18 protein-coding genes are annotated in these 19459 nt (G+C 41.3%); 12 read left to right on the forward strand and 6 right to left on the reverse strand.

Annotation, left to right across the window (positions count from 1 at the left end):
• Positions 1–380: 380 nt before the first annotated feature.
• The gene (locus M3206_RS17145; RefSeq protein WP_251313765.1) at positions 381–644 is read right to left on the reverse strand and encodes a YqhV family protein; all 264 of its coding nucleotides are present in this window, start codon (positions 642–644) and stop codon (positions 381–383) included.
• 281 nt (positions 645–925) lie between these two features.
• On the opposite strand from M3206_RS17145, the gene M3206_RS17150 reads away from it, so the two are divergent.
• From M3206_RS17150 to M3206_RS17160, 3 genes are all read left to right on the forward strand, one after another.
• Positions 926–1123 (forward strand): cold shock domain-containing protein, encoded by a 198-nt coding sequence (locus M3206_RS17150; protein ID WP_130296881.1) that lies wholly within the window; start codon positions 926–928, stop codon positions 1121–1123.
• Positions 1124–1427: 304 nt separating this feature from the next.
• On the forward strand, positions 1428–1982 hold the full coding sequence (gene hpf, locus M3206_RS17155; RefSeq protein WP_251313734.1) for a ribosome hibernation-promoting factor, HPF/YfiA family: 555 nt from the start codon (positions 1428–1430) through the stop codon (positions 1980–1982).
• 284 nt (positions 1983–2266) lie between these two features.
• Complete coding sequence (locus M3206_RS17160; RefSeq protein WP_251313735.1) at positions 2267–3892, forward strand: long-chain fatty acid--CoA ligase; 1626 nt, start codon at positions 2267–2269, stop codon at positions 3890–3892.
• Positions 3893–4390: 498 nt separating this feature from the next.
• On the opposite strand, the gene M3206_RS17165 is transcribed toward M3206_RS17160, so the two are convergent.
• Both M3206_RS17165 and M3206_RS17170 read right to left on the reverse strand, forming a co-directional pair.
• Positions 4391–4591 carry a cold-shock protein gene (locus tag M3206_RS17165; protein WP_251313736.1) on the reverse strand — a complete coding sequence of 67 codons (201 nt, stop codon included), beginning with the start codon at positions 4589–4591 and terminating at the stop codon, positions 4391–4393.
• A gap of 153 nt (positions 4592–4744) precedes the next feature.
• Positions 4745–5314 carry a hypothetical protein gene (locus tag M3206_RS17170; RefSeq protein WP_251313737.1) on the reverse strand — a complete coding sequence of 190 codons (570 nt, stop codon included), beginning with the start codon at positions 5312–5314 and terminating at the stop codon, positions 4745–4747.
• Between the two features lie 209 nt (positions 5315–5523).
• On the opposite strand from M3206_RS17170, the gene secA reads away from it, so the two are divergent.
• Positions 5524–8040, forward strand: coding sequence for a preprotein translocase subunit SecA (gene secA / locus M3206_RS17175; protein ID WP_251313738.1), 2517 nt, complete (start codon positions 5524–5526; stop codon positions 8038–8040).
• Positions 8041–8168: 128 nt separating this feature from the next.
• Positions 8169–9267 (forward strand): peptide chain release factor 2 gene (gene prfB / locus M3206_RS17180; RefSeq protein WP_251313739.1). Its coding sequence is split into 2 segments (ribosomal slippage): positions 8169–8231 and positions 8233–9267, totalling 1098 coding nucleotides; the frame shifts between segments, so codons are not numbered across the junction.
• 40 nt (positions 9268–9307) lie between these two features.
• Here the strand turns inward: prfB and M3206_RS17185 are convergent.
• Together M3206_RS17185 and M3206_RS17190 are read right to left on the reverse strand one after the other, a co-directional pair.
• Positions 9308–9460 (reverse strand): hypothetical protein, encoded by a 153-nt coding sequence (locus M3206_RS17185; protein ID WP_251313740.1) that lies wholly within the window; start codon positions 9458–9460, stop codon positions 9308–9310.
• A 173-nt stretch (positions 9461–9633) separates the two neighbouring features.
• Positions 9634–10626: a nuclease-related domain-containing protein gene (locus M3206_RS17190; RefSeq protein ID WP_251313741.1), complete on the reverse strand. Its 993-nt coding sequence runs from the start codon at positions 10624–10626 to the stop codon at positions 9634–9636.
• A 372-nt stretch (positions 10627–10998) separates the two neighbouring features.
• Here M3206_RS17190 and M3206_RS17195 point away from each other — a divergent pair, with 372 nt between their 5' ends.
• The 7 genes from M3206_RS17195 (at position 10999) to M3206_RS17225 (ending at position 18370) form a co-directional block, all read left to right on the forward strand.
• Positions 10999–11862: a YitT family protein gene (locus M3206_RS17195; protein ID WP_251313742.1), complete on the forward strand. Its 864-nt coding sequence runs from the start codon at positions 10999–11001 to the stop codon at positions 11860–11862.
• Between the two features lie 501 nt (positions 11863–12363).
• Positions 12364–13050 (forward strand): cell division ATP-binding protein FtsE, encoded by a 687-nt coding sequence (ftsE, locus tag M3206_RS17200; RefSeq protein ID WP_251313743.1) that lies wholly within the window; start codon positions 12364–12366, stop codon positions 13048–13050.
• Entirely contained in the window at positions 13040–13933 is an 894-nt protein-coding gene (ftsX, locus tag M3206_RS17205; RefSeq protein WP_251313744.1) for a permease-like cell division protein FtsX, read from the forward strand. Before ftsE ends, ftsX begins: the two co-directional genes overlap by 11 nt.
• A 64-nt stretch (positions 13934–13997) precedes the next feature.
• Positions 13998–15212 carry a murein hydrolase activator EnvC family protein gene (locus tag M3206_RS17210; protein ID WP_251313745.1) on the forward strand — a complete coding sequence of 405 codons (1215 nt, stop codon included), beginning with the start codon at positions 13998–14000 and terminating at the stop codon, positions 15210–15212.
• 135 nt (positions 15213–15347) lie between these two features.
• Positions 15348–16805 (forward strand): S41 family peptidase, encoded by a 1458-nt coding sequence (locus M3206_RS17215; RefSeq protein WP_251313746.1) that lies wholly within the window; start codon positions 15348–15350, stop codon positions 16803–16805.
• Positions 16806–16976: 171 nt separating this feature from the next.
• Positions 16977–17156, forward strand: coding sequence for a hypothetical protein (locus M3206_RS17220; protein WP_251313747.1), 180 nt, complete (start codon positions 16977–16979; stop codon positions 17154–17156).
• Complete coding sequence (locus tag M3206_RS17225) at positions 17153–18370, forward strand: PDZ domain-containing protein (protein ID WP_251313748.1); 1218 nt, start codon at positions 17153–17155, stop codon at positions 18368–18370. The genes M3206_RS17220 and M3206_RS17225 overlap by 4 nt, the downstream gene beginning before the upstream one ends.
• Before the next feature lie 86 nt (positions 18371–18456).
• Here M3206_RS17225 and M3206_RS17230 read toward each other — a convergent pair whose 3' ends face one another.
• Complete coding sequence (locus M3206_RS17230; RefSeq protein ID WP_251313749.1) at positions 18457–19434, reverse strand: DUF2268 domain-containing protein; 978 nt, start codon at positions 19432–19434, stop codon at positions 18457–18459.
• Positions 19435–19459: the final 25 nt, after the last annotated feature.

A 19459-nucleotide genomic window follows, 5' to 3' on the forward strand; every position in this document is an offset into this window, starting at 1 on the left:
CTGGCAAACTGGACATGGCGAGGGCCATGTCCAGTTTAATCCAGGTGTGTTTATTCAAAAATAATACTTAAAAACAACACAAACCCCATTTTCAACAAAGTTGAAATGGGGTTTGTCTACGTTCTGACCACAAGTTAGAGAACTTGTGGTTTTTTGTGTGAATCGAATGCTCTATGCATAAAAATGGGAAGCCTATGAACCGTTATCCATTTTCTATGCACAAAATGCTTTATTCTATGACTAAAAATGAAATTTCTATGCATCAAACGTACTTCTATGCCTTAAAACTAATGGTCTATGCCTTAAAACAGCTCCTCTATGCACCGAATCGGCTTACCATAAAACTTCCCACGCCACGAAAAACGCTACACTAATAACATCTACCGCTTAATCCCATAAACTATACAAATAATCCCTGCCATGATCCACAACAAGCTAGTAAACGAGATCTTAGTAGACAATCCATAGATTCCGATGGTCATCGTCGAGAAAAAAATAATCGGTCCCACAATGGAGAGCAGGGAATTGATGATGAGCGCACGTTCAACGGTATTGTAATGCAGCATGAAAAGAGCTGCGGTAATCTCGAGTGTTCCGGAAAGAATACGGATTACTGCCATGCTTAGGACGACTTTTTCAATCATGTTAAGCAACGTCCATTGCCTCCTTTTTACACACTTGTTAGTTCCATAGCTTGTATATTGCATTATATGTGACCAAGCCTGAATTAGAAGTGTGAAAGACGACCGCGAAAAATACGAAAATTATGTATATTTATTCAATTTACATGTTTAAAGATTTTTCGACAAAACTTCTTATTATTCGCTAACTTAAGCCTTTGACAACATTTTTGGGTATGTGTCATACTATAAACTGTATAGATTTTCTATACAAAGATTCGCATGATGAAGGGATTGTGAAAGGCATGTTAGGAAAAGTAAAATGGTTTAACGCAGAAAAAGGTTTTGGATTTATCGAGCGCGAAGACGGAGACGATGTGTTCGTACACTTCTCTGCAATCAATACTGAAGGATTCAAAAGCCTTGACGAAGGTCAGCAAGTTGAGTTTGATATTGTAGATGGCGCACGTGGGCCTCAAGCGGCTAACGTAACTAAACTATAATTCAAAGCATTAATGACCACACATTAGATCCCGCCTAGTTTTCTAGGCGGGTTTTTATTATGCATTAAGACCACATTCGCTTTCTAATTACTCCTTTGTGAACAAAGTCATGTTCTTAGGAAAACAAAAGTTTCGAATTATGAAATTTGATTCAAATTTCTTTATATCTAAAGTTCTATTGAATTGTTATATTAAGAAAATGTCGAGATTGTAAATAAATTGTCAAAATATTTTAAATGTTACGGAGGAATTCTTTTAGGGTACATAGAAATATATATACATCACCGAAAGGAGGAGTTAAGTTATGCATTTTAACATTCGCGGAGAAAACATCGAGGTGACCGAAGCCATTAGGGCTTACGTGGAGAAGAAGGTAACTAAACTCACAAAATACTTTAACGAAACTCCGAATTCTGAAGTACACGTCAATTTAAAAGTGTATAACAATGAACAATCCATTGAGGTAACGATACCGATGAAGGGACTCTTGCTTCGTGCAGAGGAACGTCATTTGGATTTATACGCTGCGATTGATTTGGTGGTAGAAAAATTAGAGCGTCAAATTCGTAAACACAAAACAAAAGTTAACCGCAAATTTAGAAATGCAGAAGGCACGAAGCACATGTTTGCTAACGGTACAGATGGAGTATCCACTGCGCTGCTAGAGGAAGAAGATGACTTCGAGATTGTTCGTGAAAAACGGTTTGACTTTAAACCGATGGACACGGAGGAAGCGATTCTTCAAATGGGCTTACTGGGCCATAACTTCTTCGTCTATAACAATGCCGAAACTGGTGAGATGAACGTCGTATACAGACGTAAAGACGGCAAATATGGACTGATCGCAGGAGATATGTAACTTAACAAAAAAATAATGAAAGCACGCTCTGGATAGGGCGTGCTTTTTTAATAGGAAGAGATGTACGAAACCACCAATCTGACATAATTTCACCCCTTTTTATGTCGTTTTCTTTTAGTTTAGTCGTAAACATTACATTAATTTTTACAGAGACGTATTCTTTCCAGCAAAACCCTCCAACAAATATGTTCCGAGAGCAGGATTTTCTTCTAGGTAAGGTGAACTAGTGGAGGAGAGAGCGCTTACACCATGGATATGTATATTTTAAAGGAGGAGAAGCAGTTATGATGATGAATGTGCCATTTCGAGTAACGAGTATGTTGGAGCATGCGGAGCGTTATTTTGGGAAAAAAGAAGTAACGAGCCGTACGATGTCAGGGATTCGCAAGTTCAGTTACCGGGAGATCGGGGAACGGACACGCAGGTTGTCGAGTTCGCTTAAGCGGCTTGGTATAAAAAAGGGTGAGCGTGTAGGAACGCTCGCATGGAACCACCATCGCCACCTTGAAGCTTATTTTGCAATCCCGGGTGTGGAGGCTGTTCTTCACACGATTAATATCCGGCTTTCCCCTCAGCATATCGCATACATTATCAATCATGCTGATGACCAGATTTTACTGATCGATCAGGACATTCTTCCTCTAGTTGAAGCTATAAAAGACCATATTCCGAACGTAAAAGCCTTTATTTTAATGACAGATGAAGACGAGCTGCCAAAGTCACCGCTTCAGCCGCTTTATCATTATGAAAAACTCCTTGAGAACGGTGACCCGGGTTACGAGTTCCCGCAAAACGTAGATGAAAATGACCCGGTTGGAATGTGCTACACATCCGCTACGACGGGGAATCCGAAAGGGGTAACGTACACGCATCGTTCGACGGTTCTTCATTCGATGGCCCTTGGACTAGCGGATTGCGGTGCTGTATCAGAAAGTGATGTTTGTATGCCGGTTGTGCCGATGTTCCATGTGAATGCTTGGGGACTTCCTTATGCTGCAACGTGGTTTGGATCGAAGCAGGTTATGCCAGGGCCGCGATTCACACCTCAACTTTTAGCGGAACTGATTGAGATGGAAAAAGTAACAGTTACCGCGGGGGTTCCAACGATATGGATGGGGCTTCTCCGTGAACTTGAAGAGAAGAGCTATGAAACTTCTAGCCTTCGAGCTGTTTTGTGTGGTGGATCAGCCGCACCGAAAAGCATGATCAAAGCGTTCCAGGAAAAACATAACATTCCGTTCATGCACGCATATGGTATGACTGAAACGAGCCCACTTGTTATTTCAACACGTTTAAAAACCTATCAAGCAGACTTAGATGACGAAGCAAAACTCGATATTAAAGCCAAACAGGGCTATGTCGTACCGGGAGTTGACATGAAAGTAATTGGTGCGAACGGGGAAGTGAAATGGGATGGTAACGAGATGGGTGAGTTGTTGCTCCGCTCGAACTGGATTGCTGATGAATATTTTAACGACGAACGGACGGCAGGGACATTCGTCGACGGCTGGCTTCATACTGGGGATGTCGTTACGGTTGATGAAGAAGGCTTTGTGAAGATAGTCGACCGGACGAAGGACCTGATCAAGAGCGGCGGGGAGTGGATCTCGTCGGTAGATTTAGAGAATGCGATCATGGCACATCCAGATGTTTTTGAGGCATCCGTTATCGCCGTTCCACACCCCGAATGGCAAGAAAGACCGCTCGCATGCGTGGTCTTAAAACCCGAATCAAAAGAAAAAGTCCTAAAGGAAGATATCTTCGACTATTTAAAACCAAAGTTTGCAAAGTGGTGGATCCCAGACGATATCGTGTTCATGGATGAAATCCCGAAAACCTCGGTCGGAAAGTTCCTAAAAAGAACCTTACGCGATCAGCTAAAAGATCATTATATGACACCGACTACTTAAAAACGATAAAAAAAGTGATATGTATGTTATACTAGGACTAACCTTTGATGCAATAAATTTTTTACTTTACCTGTACCATGCACCCGCTCAAGAAATTGAGCGGGTTTTTTATTGTTTATTTTTAGTACTATTCTTTAGAGACCGTACATCCGCAAAACCAAGTATGATGTTTTTCTGAAAAGGTTGTTGTTATTTTATCCTTTTCTCCTATGGCAGTTGATTGGAGCGCAAGGTGCGAGACTCCTCGAAAATGAAAAATCAGATTTTCTTCGTGCGATGATTCGCTGCCGGAGCCTTCCTTGTCCTGCGGGACGAGTGGGACAGGTGAGACTCCTAATGGTGCAAAGGGGCAGGAGGCTCACCGTCCGCCCCGCGGAAAGCGAGCAGCCTGGAGCGGAAATTAACTACTTACAGAGGACCACTATGCAAACACAAACAGCTTTTAAAAAAACAAAAAAACAGACCCAAAAGAGTCTGTTTTTCAATAATCATATAAGATTATGCTTTTTGAACGTTAGCAGCTTGAGCTCCACGAGCACCTTGCTCAACTTCAAAAGTTACTTGTTGGCCTTCGTCTAAAGACTTGAAGCCTTCAGATTGGATTGCTGAGAAATGTACGAATACGTCGTCTCCGTTTTCGCGCTCGATGAATCCGAATCCTTTTTCTGCGTTAAACCATTTTACTGTACCTTGTTCCATGTTTGTTGCCTCCTAGTGCGTTGCCACACAATATATTACTATCCTTGCCCTAATCTATTCTCAAGAAGAAAAATGTTTTTTCATACTATTGATTACACCGAACAAAAATAACTAATTCCTATCATAACAGCTATTCTATAAACTTGCAAATGGTCAATGTGCTTTTTGAAGCCATTTCCATGTTTCCGTGACTTCCCAATACACACCATCCTGCTCATAGCCGTTCAACGTAATATCCAGATCATGAAAAATACGGTGTACGTGTTTTAATGGTTCTACACGATCAGATTTCATGCTTGCATCTATTTTTACGATCGCCGTTTCGATATCGGCCTTCAAAGGGCCTGACACATAAGGGAGGAGTTTATCCTGTATATCTCCCTTTACATCTATCAATTCTTTTTTATTGCTTGTGATGCTATATTTATTCCAAGCGCCAAACCCTAACTTGCGGTTCCAGAACTCGTGTATAACATTGATTCGTCGCTGGATCTCCGTAACGGGAACATTAGGTGCAGGTTTGTAGATGGACGTGCCTGCGGCTGCCACTTCTTCATTAGAAGGCAGATCAAAATCTGATGCGGATTTGGCTCCGTAAAGTTTGTAATACCCCCACGTTCCGAGCCCTCCTATAATAAAAAGGCTTAAAACAATCGTTAAAATCGTGGTTTTCTTTTTTATCTGTTCGTTGGTGCTATTCTTATCCATCTCTACTTTTTCCATTAGAACCTCCAGCAGCCTTTTTTACATTTTACCAAAAATTAGGTCTTGCGTCTTTTTAACTATAGAAAATTTCACATAAATAGGAATTTCCACAACCCTAGATGGTACGATTATAGACACGAAAAGATTTGGGATTTCTTGTGGCTCGTTTCACAAACTGGTAGAATAGAAGTGGTATATAATTCTCGAGAACAGGGAGCGTTTAACGGATGATTAGCATTTTGAAAAAGATTTTTCCAAGTTCCAATGATCGGACACTTAATAGATATGAAAGAATCGCTGAAAAAGTAGAAGCGCTAGCAGAAGAGTTTAAAGCGTTAAGCGATGAAGCTCTTGCAGGAAAGACGGATGAATTCAGAAGCCGCATTGAAAAAGGCGAGTCATTAGACGATTTACTGCCTGAAGCGTTTGCGACTGTACGCGAAGCAGCGGCTCGTGTCTTGAACATGCGTCACTATCCGGTACAGATTATGGGTGCTGTTGCCCTGCATGAAGGTAATATTGCTGAGATGAAAACCGGTGAAGGTAAAACGCTCGTAGCGACCATGCCGGTCTATTTGAATGCGCTTGATGGTAAAGGGGTTCACGTTGTAACCGTCAACGAATACTTGGCTCGCCGTGACTCAGAGATAATGGGGCCGCTTTATCATTTCTTAGGTTTATCCGTTGGCTTGAACGTTTCTGACCTTTCCAAAGAGGAGAAACGGGAAGCGTATGCAGCAGATATCACATATGGTACGAACAACGAGTTCGGCTTTGATTATCTGCGCGACAACATGGTGGTTTACAAAGAACAGATGGTTCAGCGCCGTAATTATGCGATCGTCGATGAAGTGGACTCCATTCTCATCGATGAAGCGCGTACTCCGCTTATCATTTCTGGCTCTGCACAAAAATCTACCCAGCTTTATCAAATGGCAAACATGTTTGTGCGCCAGTTGAAAAGAGATACGGATTTTACCGTTGATGAAAAAACTAAGAACGTACAGTTAACAGAAGAGGGAATCAACCGTGCTGAGCAGATGTTCTCTATTGATAACCTCTATGACTATCAGCATGTGACGCTTAACCACCACATCAACCAAGCGTTAAAAGCAAACGTGATCATGCAGCGTGATGTGGATTACGTCGTTCAAGACGGCGAAATCGTAATCGTTGATCCGTTCACAGGTCGTTTGATGGCTGGCCGCCGCTATAGTGACGGACTTCACCAAGCGATTGAAGCGAAGGAAGGTCTTGAGATCCAACGCGAGAGTATGACACTTGCGACGATCACGTTCCAAAACTACTTCCGTATGTATAACAAGCTTGCAGGTATGACAGGTACAGCGAAGACCGAGGAAGAGGAATTCCGTAACATCTACAATATGGATGTTATCGCGATTCCGACGAACCGTCCGATCGCACGTGATGACAGACCGGATTTAATTTATAAAACGATGGAAGGGAAGTTCAAGGCGATTGCCGCTGAAATCGAAGAGCGCCATAAGACTGGCCAGCCGATCCTTGTCGGTACAGTTGCCGTTGAAACGTCTGAATTACTTTCTCAACTTTTAACAAAACGTAAAATTAAACATAACGTCCTGAACGCGAAAAACCATGAGCGTGAAGCCGAAATCATTGAGAACGCCGGTCAGCTCGGGATGGTGACAATCGCGACAAACATGGCCGGTCGTGGTACAGATATCAAGCTTGGAGAAGGTGTTATTGAGGTAGGCGGTCTTCACATTTTAGGTACAGAGCGCCATGAATCCCGCCGTATCGATAACCAGCTTCGTGGTCGTGCAGGTCGTCAAGGGGACCCAGGTTCATCCCGTTTCTATATCTCTATGGAAGATGAGTTGATGAAACGCTTTGGTTCTGACAACTTGATGACGATGATGGAGCGTCTTGGTATGGATGAAGATACTCCAATCGAATCTAAAATGGTGACAAAAGCGGTTGAATCAGCACAAAAACGTGTTGAAGGATCGAATTTTGATGCACGTAAACAGCTTTTACAATATGACGATGTTATGCGTCAGCAGCGTGAGATCATCTACGCTCAGCGTCAGGAAGTACTAGACTCTGAGAACTTGAGCGATATCATTCTGCGTATGATCGATTCTACGATTGATCGCATCGTAACGGTTCACACGCCTGAATCTGAAGTTCAAGAAGAGTGGAACACGAAAGAGATCGCTGATTATGTGAACGCGGTTATGTTTACAGAGCCAGTGTTTACGGAAAAAGATTTCTTCGGACTTGATCGAGAAGAGATCCTTGAGAAGATTCAAGCAAAGGTTCATGCAGCATTTGCTGAAAAAGAAAAGCAGCTGCCTGCTGAGCAGATCGCAGAATTCCAAAAAGCTGTTATCCTTCGTTCGGTCGACAGCAAGTGGATGGATCACATCGATCAGATGGAACAGCTTCGCCAAGGAATTCATCTTCGTGCTTACGGTCAGACCGATCCGTTGCGTGAGTATCAGTTCGAAGGCTTCGAAATGTTCGAGGCGATGGTTGCTGCGATCGAAGAGGAAGTTACGACTTATATCATGAAATCTGAGATCGAACAAAACATGCAGCGTGAACAAGTGGCTGAAGGAAAAGCGGTCGTACCAAGCGACAAAGCAGAAACCTCTAAAAAGAAACCAGTACGCAAGAAGCAGGACATCAAACGCAATGATCCGTGTCCTTGCGGAAGCGGCAAAAAATACAAACATTGTCATGGTGCTGAACAAAATTAATTCAGTGTTGTGAGTGAAGAGAGTCTCTTCGGGGCTCTCTTTGCGCATGTTTTAAGCCCAAAGCATGTTTTAAAGCGAATAGCATACGTTAAAAAGTAGCTACAATCATAAAATGAGGTGCAAAGACTATGGATTTAGTAGAAGTAAAACAGGAACTCAACGTTATCGAAAAACGTATCAACGATTTTAGGGGGTCTCTTTGACCTCGATGCTAAAAAAGCACGTATCGCTGAACTCGACGAACAGATGAGTGCACCGACGTTTTGGGACGACCAAAATGCAGCACAAGTTGTCATTAATGAAGCGAACGGATTAAAAGAGCAGGTAAATGAATTTGAAGATCTCGTTTCTTCTTATGAAGACTTAGAAGTCGCCCACGAGCTTGTAAAAGAAGAAGCCGATGCAGATATGCAAAAAGAGCTTGTGAAAGACACGAAAGAACTCATCGCAAAACTGAACGACTTTGAACTTCAGCTTTTATTAAATGAACCTTACGATAAAAACAATGCGATCCTAGAACTTCACCCTGGGGCAGGTGGTACGGAATCCCAAGACTGGGCGTCCATGCTGCTTCGCATGTATACGCGCTATGCGGAACGCCAAGGATACAAAGTAGAAACACTTGATTATCTTCCTGGTGATGAAGCGGGTGTAAAATCCGTAACGTTGAGCATCAAAGGACACAACGCATACGGCTATTTGAAGGCAGAAAAAGGTGTCCACCGCTTAGTGCGGATCTCGCCGTTCGATTCTTCTGGCCGCCGTCACACCTCCTTCGTTTCGTGTGAGGTTATGCCTGAGATCACGGACGATACAGAGATTGAGATCCGTACCGAAGATTTGAAGATCGATACGTATCGCGCGTCAGGTGCAGGCGGTCAGCACGTTAACACGACCGATTCTGCTGTACGTATCACGCATGTTCCTACGAACACGATCGTATCGTGTCAGACAGAACGTTCACAGATCAAAAACCGTGAACGTGCGATGAAGATGCTCATGGCGAAATTAGTACAACGCCGACTTGAAGAACAGCAGGCACAACTAGCTGAAATTCGCGGCGAGCAAAAGGAAATCGGTTGGGGAAGCCAGATTCGCTCCTACGTTTTCCACCCATACAGCTTAGTAAAAGACCACCGTACGAACACGGAGGTAGGTAACGTGCAATCTGTAATGGATGGCGAGATCACGCCATTTATTGATGCTTATCTACGATCCAAACTGTAATATCAAAAAAACTTCCGAGGCCAATGCTTCGGAAGTTTTTTTAGTCTAGTTTGTTAAGATACTTTATTGGAACAAGATCAATCTTCGTTCGTTGCCCTTTTTTTGCTATTTCGACATTTCCATTTTCGTAAACCCAAACCACATGGTACTCTTCTCCTTTATAAACGACACGACTTCCCACCACAATCTCCATCGCTTCACCTCAATAAAAGCACCTACTGGTTAATTATACCTATTATCAGAGTGGGGTATATTGGGAAAATCATAGGAAACATGTAGCGTTAATTGTTACCGAAATATAGCTATTTTCCCAACTTATAAATTATATGGGTGAAACCTTTAACGATGTTTCATTTCCATTATTAATCAGGATGAATAGAGATCATCTATTAAAGAATGTAAAAGATAAGTACGGTCTTTGGTTGATCCTGTATAAGGGAGGTTGAGTGCTCGTAGGAGATGATAAGAAATACTGCTCGAGGGGAGATTTAGAAATTCTTTAAAATCTTTGTTTGTAATGTGATCTGAGATTAGCACGGCATAATCTTTTATCGCTTGAATGTGCGCTTTTTTAAAATGTTGATCACAATTTGTACAATACCAGCTTCTTTTAGTTCGGTTTAAAATCAACTCACAACTTGGACAAAATACACCTTTCATGAGTTCGCTTTTATCGATTTGAAATAAGCTGCAGACATCGGGATCATAAGGAGTATGAAGCTTGTTCAACAGTCTTTTCATTTTTTTGATTTCCATTTTTGAAAGGACTTCCTTCGTATGCTTATTGGTTAAAAGGTCAAATCTTTTCTTTAAATCAGGACTTTTTATGACTCTATGGATCGCATCAGTATGACCTGGTGCACTTTCGACAAGGGTTTTTGGATTTGTCACGACAACTAATGTCTCGATCGGAATGAATGGTACTTTTTTATTTTTTAATACTTCTGAAAGATGAAAAGCTTGTCTTTCAACCTGCTGAATGGGATCATCAAAAGATTCTTTCTTTCCATCATGTATTCGGATTACTTGCGAAAAAAGGTTATCAAAATAAAGATGGCCCGCTATATTTTTTATCTCTAGAATAAGGATAAAATGTGGTGTGATGATGAGAGTGTCCATCTGAAAATAGTAATCTTGATGAATAATTCTTATATTATGAAGGAATTCAATCTGATCTTGAGGGAGATAGCGGTAAAAATAGTTCATCGATTGTTCTCCTCTAAAACCAGCCATCTGTCTGGCCAAGTAATCCTCCACTTCCTTCCGTTTTAACTGATGAAGAGGTAGCCTTTTTAACAAAAAGTTTAGTTTTGGAATAATAATAGGGACTTTTCGCTCCATCCTTGTGATAACACTCAACCTCCTTTCATTAATAACTAGATTTTGCCGCATTCCACCGCTTTTGGAAAAATGTAAAATACTCCATCAGTCATCAAAAAAGTGAGAATCCCACGAAAAACAGGAATAATCCCACGTTAAATTAAAAATAACCACGAGTCGACACCGCGCGACAATATTCGCTATCGCCTACTGCCGAACACCACATATATATGACCGAATTGGCTCGTCAGTTCGCACCTAACCCCATTCACCATCAAAATATTCACTTCACTTCATCACCGCGGCACTAAGGTCTCATTTACAAGGGCATACTAGGCTTGGTATACTTTTTTCATTTGAAAGAAATTCCTTATGAAAGTTTGAGGTCTATAGACAGCTATGATGATGGCAATGAGAAAAAGACGCGGTGGAATCCTGCACCCGACAGTTGAACTTATTTTAGAATATATCTATGTTGTAATCGGCTCAGGGCTCGTAGCCCTGGCATTTTCGGTGTTCTTGCTCCCGAACGAAATCGCATCGGGCGGAGTGAGCGGTATATCGACGATCCTTTACGGTCTCTTCCAATGGAAACCATCCTATGTGCAGTGGAGCCTTAACATACCGCTTTTTGTAGCGGGTCTGATCTTTCTTGGAAAACGATTTGGCGCGAAAACACTAGTGGGTACACTTGTGCTGCCGTTTTTCGTCTTTATTTTTGAAGAGTGGGGAGCCGCAACAGAAGAACCGTTATTAGGTGCGATCTTTGGTGGACTTGGTATTGGTGCGGGGCTCGGGATCGTATTCCGGGGAAAAGCCTCGACAGGAGGAGTGGACCTCCTCGCACAGATCGTTCACAAATATATCGGGGCGTCACTCGGAACGATCATCCTTCTTATTGACGGCACGATCGTACTCGCATCCGCTTTTATCTTCGGAATCGAACAAGCGCTATACGCACTGATCGCGATGTTTATTACTGCAAAGACGATTGATGTGGTACAGATCGGACTAGGTACGTCAAAAATGGCGCTTATCATTTCAGATCATGAAGAAGAACTGCGCCAGGGAATCCTAACACATATCTATCGAGGCGTTACGAAAATCAATGCATTAGGTGGCTATACACAGGATGAGCGGCCAATGTTGATGGTCGTTGTTGCGCAGTATGAAGTTACGAAATTAAAACAATATGTAAAAAGCGTCGATCCATCCGCCTTTGTAATCGTTGTAAATGCCAATGAAGTGCTTGGAGAAGGATTTAACCGCGGATAATAAACTTTAATTTAATAGGTCGAAATTTGCCAGCCGTAAGCAAACGGCTGGCTTTTTTCTTATCTATATAGGACTATTTACCTAAAAACATCTTAATATCTTCAAATTCCGTAATAAAAACCGATGGTATAACCCGATACACAGTAAAAAAGTGCTTAATTTTTATTCCGATGGTCGACTTTAGCCACCCAATGTCGAAGAGTTTACTTGCAGGTTTGTTAGTTCATGAACGATTTCAGCGAATCGTGTCGTATTTTTATTGTCACAGTTATAAAAAAATACGACTAAGGTCCCTTGTTGTAGAGAAGATGAAATACAACTGTAATAAAATTGACAGTTCGAGATGTTATAATAGTTATTGCGGAAAAAAACTGACATGAATCGCGTAATTGTCGAAAAAGCTTGTAAAAAGCTTTATAACATTGCTTTATAAAATAGATTGTTGATGATTGTTGATTGATGAGGGAAATATTTTTTGGGGTAGTAAGGAAGTGATTTAGTTTGATAGAAATGATTGATGTTTGGAAAACTTACCCGAATGGTGTCATGGCATTGAACGGGATTGACGTCTACATAGAGAAAGGCGAATTTGTTTATGTAGTCGGACCAAGTGGTGCCGGGAAGTCTTCTTTTATTAAATGTATGTATCGTGAAGAAAAACCTACACAAGGGTCTATTATTATAAACGGGACAAACCTTGCGAAAGTGAAAGAAAGACAGATTCCAAAAGTCCGCAGAAAAATGGGCGTCATCTTCCAGGACTTTAAACTTTTACCGCGTTTAACGGTTTATGAAAACGTAGCGTTTGCGCTAGAAGTTATTGAGGAATCACCAAAAGTGATCAGAGAACGTGTTATGGAAGTTCTTGACCTTGTTAAGCTGAAAAATAAAGCTCGCATGTTCCCGGATGAGCTATCCGGTGGGGAGCAGCAGCGTGTATCGATCGCACGTTCTATCGTGAACCGGCCGCCAGTTGTCATCGCGGACGAGCCTACGGGGAATCTCGATCCAGAAACTGCGTGGGAAATCATGGACACCTTTAAAGAGATTAACAACCGTGGCACGACAGTTGTCATGGCGACTCACAATAAAGAAATCGTTAATACAATCACAAAGCGCGTAATTGCCATCGAAGGCGGCCGAATTGTACGTGATGAGGCGAAGGGGGATTACGGCTATGAAGATTAGAACATTAAAACGTCATTTAGTAGAAGCATTTAAGAGCATGGGACGAAACGGCTGGATGTCTTTCGCTTCAATCTCTGCAGTAACGGTAACATTACTATTAGTAAGTGTATTCGTGGCAATTCTATTGAACATCAATTATATTGCCAGCCAAATCGAAGATGATGTACAGATTAGAGCTTACATCGAAAGAACAGAGAAATCTGAGAACTATGATACCTATCAGAAACAGCTTGAGAATCTGGATAAGGTAAAAACCGTTAAGTATCAATCGAAGGAACAAGGACTTGATGAATTGATCGAAAGTCTAGGAGATGAAGGGAAAGCATTTTCTTCATTAAAAGACGAGAACCCGCTTCGTGATGCTTTTATCATCTATACAGAAGAACCGCAAGACACAGCTCAAGTAGCGAAAGAAGTGGACAAACTTAAATTCGTAAACAAAGTAGAGTACGGACAAGGGACAGTTGAGAAACTCTTTAAAGTTACCGATGCTGCCCGCAACGTAGGAATCGTTCTCGTTCTAGGACTCGTATTTACAGCGATGTTCCTAATCTCAAATACGATTAAATTAACGATCGTAACGCGCCGCCGTGAGATTGAAATTATGAAACTCGTGGGTGCAACAAATGGATTTATCCGCTGGCCGTTCTTTATTGAAGGATTCGCATTAGGTGTGATGGGTGCTATCCTTCCAATCATCGTAATCGCAGTCGGATACCAAGCGATATTTGACATTGTTAATCAGAAACTTGGAACAGTGTTCATCGAGCTGCTGCCAGTAACACCGCTTATTCCTCAGTTATCATTATTGATGCTGTTGATCGGTGGAGTTATCGGAGTATGGGGAAGCTTGACGTCTGTTCGTAAGTTCTTAAAGATTTAATAGATCGCAGAAGTAAAGATTCAAGAAAACGAAACAAATTAATAGGGGTTAGGGAGGAAAACGAATGAAAAGCAAAGTGGTTGGTACAGTGCTGTCTTTTAGTTTGGCACTGAGCGCTTTTACTGTGTATCACTCTGAATCCGTCGTTCAAGCGGAATCTTTATCAAGCATCAAGAAAAAACAACAAGAGAATCAAAAGAAAGCAAAAAGTTCAAAGTCTAAGATTGATCAAAATAAGAAAAGCCAAGCTTCATTAGAATCAGAAATTGCAAGAATCGATAAACTATCATCTGATACAGATGCGAAGATCGAAAAGAAGAAAGCTGATATTACACAAACGAAAAATGAAATCGCAAAATTAAAAGCTGAAATCGTGGTTGTTCAAAAACGAATCGACAAGCGTGACAAACTTTTAAAAGAGCGAGTTAACTCTATGTACGAATCTGGTGGAGCTGTTTCTTATCTAGAAGTCGTACTTGGATCTAAAGATTTTGGCGACTTTCTTGACCGTGTTCTTGCGTTGAACATGATCGCAGAGCAAGACCGTCAACTTCTAGAAGAGCAGAAGAAAGATAAAGAGCTACTAGAAGGAAAAATGACGTCGGTTGAGAAAAAATTAAACAGTCTTCAAGACGCAATGAAAGACTTGCAAGGGTTAAAAGAGCAGCTTAAAGCTCAAAAAGCTGAAAAAGATCGTCTGATGGAATCTCTTCAAAAAGAACAAGGACATCTGGAAGCTGAAATGCATAAGATCGAAAACGAAGGTGAAATCTTAAAATCTCAAGAAGAAGCCTTTAAGAGAGAACAAGAACGTGCAAGACAGCAAGAGGCAGCAAAACGTTCTAGCGGCAGTGGTGGAGGTTCAACAGCCCCTGTTATTGGAAACGGCATGATTATGAAGCCAGCAGCTGGAATCATCTCGTCTACATTTGGTACCAGAAGCATGGGGAACCATAAAGGAATCGACATCGCTCAGGCTGGTACAGTTCCAATCCATGCAGCAGCAGATGGTACAGTTATCCGAGCGGAATATTCATCTTCATACGGAAATGTTGTTTATATTTCTCACTCGATCTCTGGTCAGCAATGGACGACCGTTTATGCTCATATGTCCAGCACGCCAATGGTATCAACGGGTCAATCCGTTTCAAAAGGCACGCAGCTTGGAAATATGGGGAACACTGGACATTCTACTGGTCAGCATCTGCACTTTGAGCTTCACAAAGGACCTTGGAATGCAGGGAAAACAAATGCTGTAAATCCTGCGGCATATTGGTAAAATAAACTCATAAAGTAAACAAGCTATTCATATAGTGAAGTAGGAGACAGGCTTCTTTCGTCGAATCTCTTACAATGGAAGGCATCGCACTTTGCAGGGTGTGATGCCTTTTCCTGCAAAAATGAGGTGAGCAGAATGAACGTAAATAAAAAGATGTTGGCCCTGCTGATTGTAGTTTCCTTGCTTGTTGGTGCTGGTGGAATGTATGGTTCTATGGCGCTGCTTGGTACCGATTCGAAGTTTGTACAGAACGATACGGTAAGCGATTTGCCGAAAACGAAAACAAAGGTAAACGATGAAGAAGAATTTGCAAAGCTTCAAAAAACATACGAGATCATTTCTTCTCGTTATGTAGAAGATGTGGATCGTGAAAAATTGCTAGAAGGCGCTATTCAAGGTATGGTAAAAACGCTGAAAGATCCATATTCCGTTTATATGGATGAAGAAACAGCGAACCAGTTCACACAGTCTTTGGATTCTTCCTTTGAAGGAATCGGTGCAGAAGTGAGTATGGTTGACGGGAAAGTAACAATCGTTGCACCATTTAAGGATTCTCCAGCCGAGAAAGCAGGCATAAAGCCGAACGATCAGATCATCACGATTGATGGAAAAAGTGTTGAAGGATTAGATCTTTATAAAGCGGTACTAAAGATTCGTGGTGAAAAGGGCTCTGTTGTTACGCTAGGTGTGAAACGTAAAGGTGTAAACAACGTCATGCCGATCAAAGTGACACGTGACGAGATTCCGATCGAAACCGTCTATTCAGATATCGAAAAAGTGAAAGGCAAAAATATTGGTGTCATCGAGATTACATCATTCTCTGAAAAAACAGGTTCAGATTTCAAGAAAGAGTTGACTAAGCTTGAAAAGGAAGGAATCGACGGCCTTGTGATTGATGTCCGCGGAAATCCAGGGGGATATCTTGAGGCAGTAGACAGCATTCTTCGTCAAATCATTCCGGAGAAAAAGCCGTTTGTTCAGATCGAAGACAGAAAAGGAAACAAAGAACGTTATGTTTCTACTCTAAAAGAAAAAAAGGATTATCCGATCGTAGGTTTGATTGATAAAGGCAGTGCTTCCGCCTCAGAGATTTTAGCTGCTGCCCTAAAAGAAGCTGGGAATTACGATCTTGTCGGTGAGAAATCGTTCGGTAAAGGAACGGTTCAGCAATCCATCGATTTAGGAGATGGCTCGAACATTAAGCTGACTCTCTTTAAATGGCTGACACCAGACGGAAACTGGATTCATAAAAAAGGCGTCAAGCCAACGTTTGAAGTAAAACAGCCTGAATACTTCTATTCGAATCCGATCTCTATCGAAAAGCCGCTTGTGTATGACATGAATAACGAGCAAGTAAAAAATGCACAAGTGATGCTGAATGGGTTAGGTTTCCAAACAGGGCGTGAAGATGGCTACTTTGATGAGAAGACTCAAGCTGCTGTAACAGCGTTCCAACGCGCGAATAACTTATCAGCTACGGGGAAAATTGACCAAAAAACAGCAGGTAAGATGGAAGCGAAAGTAATCGATTCGATCCGCAACGAGAAAAACGATGTTCAGCGTAAAACGGCTATCGAATTACTTGCAAAATAAGGCATTATGGCAGGAAAAAACAACCGAAACACGAATACTATCCGTAGAGGAAATATTCTCTGCGGATTTTTTATTACATACATAATGGAGAGGTTGATTACCGCACTAATCAACTTTTTAGAAATGAAGATATTATAGTGCCTGCGTGTAACTATCGAAGGGGAAAAGCAAATGGAATCAATGAATTTGGGAGACATATTTTTTCAATTTATGGCTTTTCTGGTTTTGCTCGTGATCATAAGCGGAATTGGCATGCTGGTCAGACGAGCTGTATCCAGTAATACAAGACTTAAAAGATTAGAAGTAAAAGTAGATCAACTGCTAGATGAGAAGAGGAGAGAACGCCCATGATAGACACCTTTGTGAACGAGCTGATAGAAGGCATCGGGCTGCTATTTTTACACCCGCTTTTTTATGGCTTTATATTCGTAGCATTTTTGATCGGGCTAAAACGAGTAAAGCGTGAACGTAAAGAATTCAAAGTTAAAGTTCACCCAGTCATTGATAATCTAATCTTTTCTTTGTTGCCTGGTATGTTAATCGGACTCATAGGTTCGGTTATCTTTATAGCCGCAGGCGTAACATTGCCAATAGGAATGATTGTCTTAATCGGGTTGATGTATGTCGTGCTAGCTATAACCATGAAAACCCGCTTTATGGCACCAGCCTATGCAGTAACTTTAGCTGCAATGGCAGGTTTATTACTGCCTGAATTAAATACCGGTATGGTGGTTGTAGATAAATGGGTCCGTGATATTCAAAGTACACCGCTTGATTCAATTGCTGTGATTCTCGGCGTGCTGTTGATTCAGGAAGGAATCTTAATTTTATGGAAAGGTGCAGACCGCACATCACCCCGACTTTTTAAAGGAAAAAGAGGTCATTATGTAGGCGCGCACGAAGCCACACGCTTCTGGATTGTTCCTCAGTTTCTCGTCCTTCCAGTAGGATCGATTCCCGTTTTAGACTGGTGGCCATTGTTTCCGATGGAAGCGGTGGGCTTTTCATTTATCTTAGTACCGTTTGCCATCGGATATCGCCAGCTTGTTACACATACCCTGCCTGTTAAAGCCATTAAGCATGTTGGTAAGCAAGTTGCCTTTTTAGGGCTGATTGTTCTAGTGATTGCAGCTGCTGGTCATTTTTATAATTTGCCACTATTGATTGCCATTTCGATCGCAACGGGTATTGCCGGCCGTGAACTTATTACGCTTATCACCAGTCAGCGTGATGACACAAGACCTTCTCTTTTTGTTCAAAGGGACAAAGGCGTCATCATATTAGCAGTCGTGCCTGGAACACCAGCAGCAAAAATGGGGTTAAAGGTAGGAGAGATCATCGTAAAAGTAAACGGAGTAGCAATGACGCATGAATCAAGCTTATACAAAGCCCTGCAAATTAACGCAGCATACTGTAAGTTAGAAGTACTCGATCTAAACGGAGAGATCCGATTCGTTCAAGGTTCACTCTATCAAAACGAACATCATCAATTAGGAGTGCTGCTTGTTCATGATGTAGTGGAACGGAATGCAGTAGCTGGTAACTCTATAAAACTTCAGAAATAACCAGATTAAACGTTTTTAATTAGAAGAAGAACCACCCTTGTTTTCGGATGCAAGGGTGGTTCTTTCTATGTTCAACAGGTTTTCAATCATTCTAACAAATGGCTGTAATCACTTCCTTTAAGGATTTCGTTATAATCAAGCTTTGTCCATTCATCAATGGATACATCAGGATTGTTTTTGATAAAACTTTGTGTAATCTTATAACCTATTTTATAGTTCGACCAACGTGGTATACCCTTTGAAGGATCTCCGTCAAACAATCCGTTATAGATATGCATATCAAATGAATCGTTGTTCTCTCTTATCTCATCTATAACTATTTTTTCTTTTTCAGCTGCAAGTGGCTTAATCCAAGGAACATTGTGCTCTGGATATACTTTAGCAGCGAATGAATCAGCTTTCCCTTCATAAATGATTGGGGAAAGTAAGCTTGAGCTATTGTCATCACCATATTCCCTGGCGATCGTATGGTTATATTCGCGAGCAATCGTATACTTTAACGCTATTTCTTTGAACGATGGCACTAGTTGAACCAAAATAGCGTCTTTACTTAGATTAAAAGCAACCACACCTTCCATTTCTTGAATGGAATCCGTGTATTCAGGATTAAAAGGCATAATAAAAATGGTCTTATTATTTCCTGGAAGCAACTTTGCAGACGATAGTAGCGATTCTTTTATATATTTATTGATCTTATCCTGATTGTTAAGGAGCTGAGTTGTGTTCTCTTCCAATTGTTGAATATCGGTTGTTGGCTCAAAATACGTAGAATAATAACTACCAATATCTATCTTTTTCTCTGAAGCCATCTTTTGAAAGGGTTCTACCACCTTCTCTTTATACTTCTTTTTAGTATTCATTGAAGGGTTGTCCTTCGCAAGACCTGTATATTCTTGAATTTCTTTATATAAGGGAATAATTTCAAAGGTTTGGTCATTTTGAGTAAATGTATTGGATCTTTCCGAAGGTGCTTTTTGATCACTTTTGTCTTCAGGGGATCCATCTGAGCAACTAGCAAGTAACAGAACAAACAAAATGACCATCGGTATATATAACCGTTTCATCGTTATATCCTCCTTTTAACAAAGC

The organism is Fictibacillus phosphorivorans (assembly GCF_023715845.1).
GTDB lineage: Bacteria > Bacillota > Bacilli > Bacillales > Fictibacillaceae > Fictibacillus > Fictibacillus phosphorivorans_D.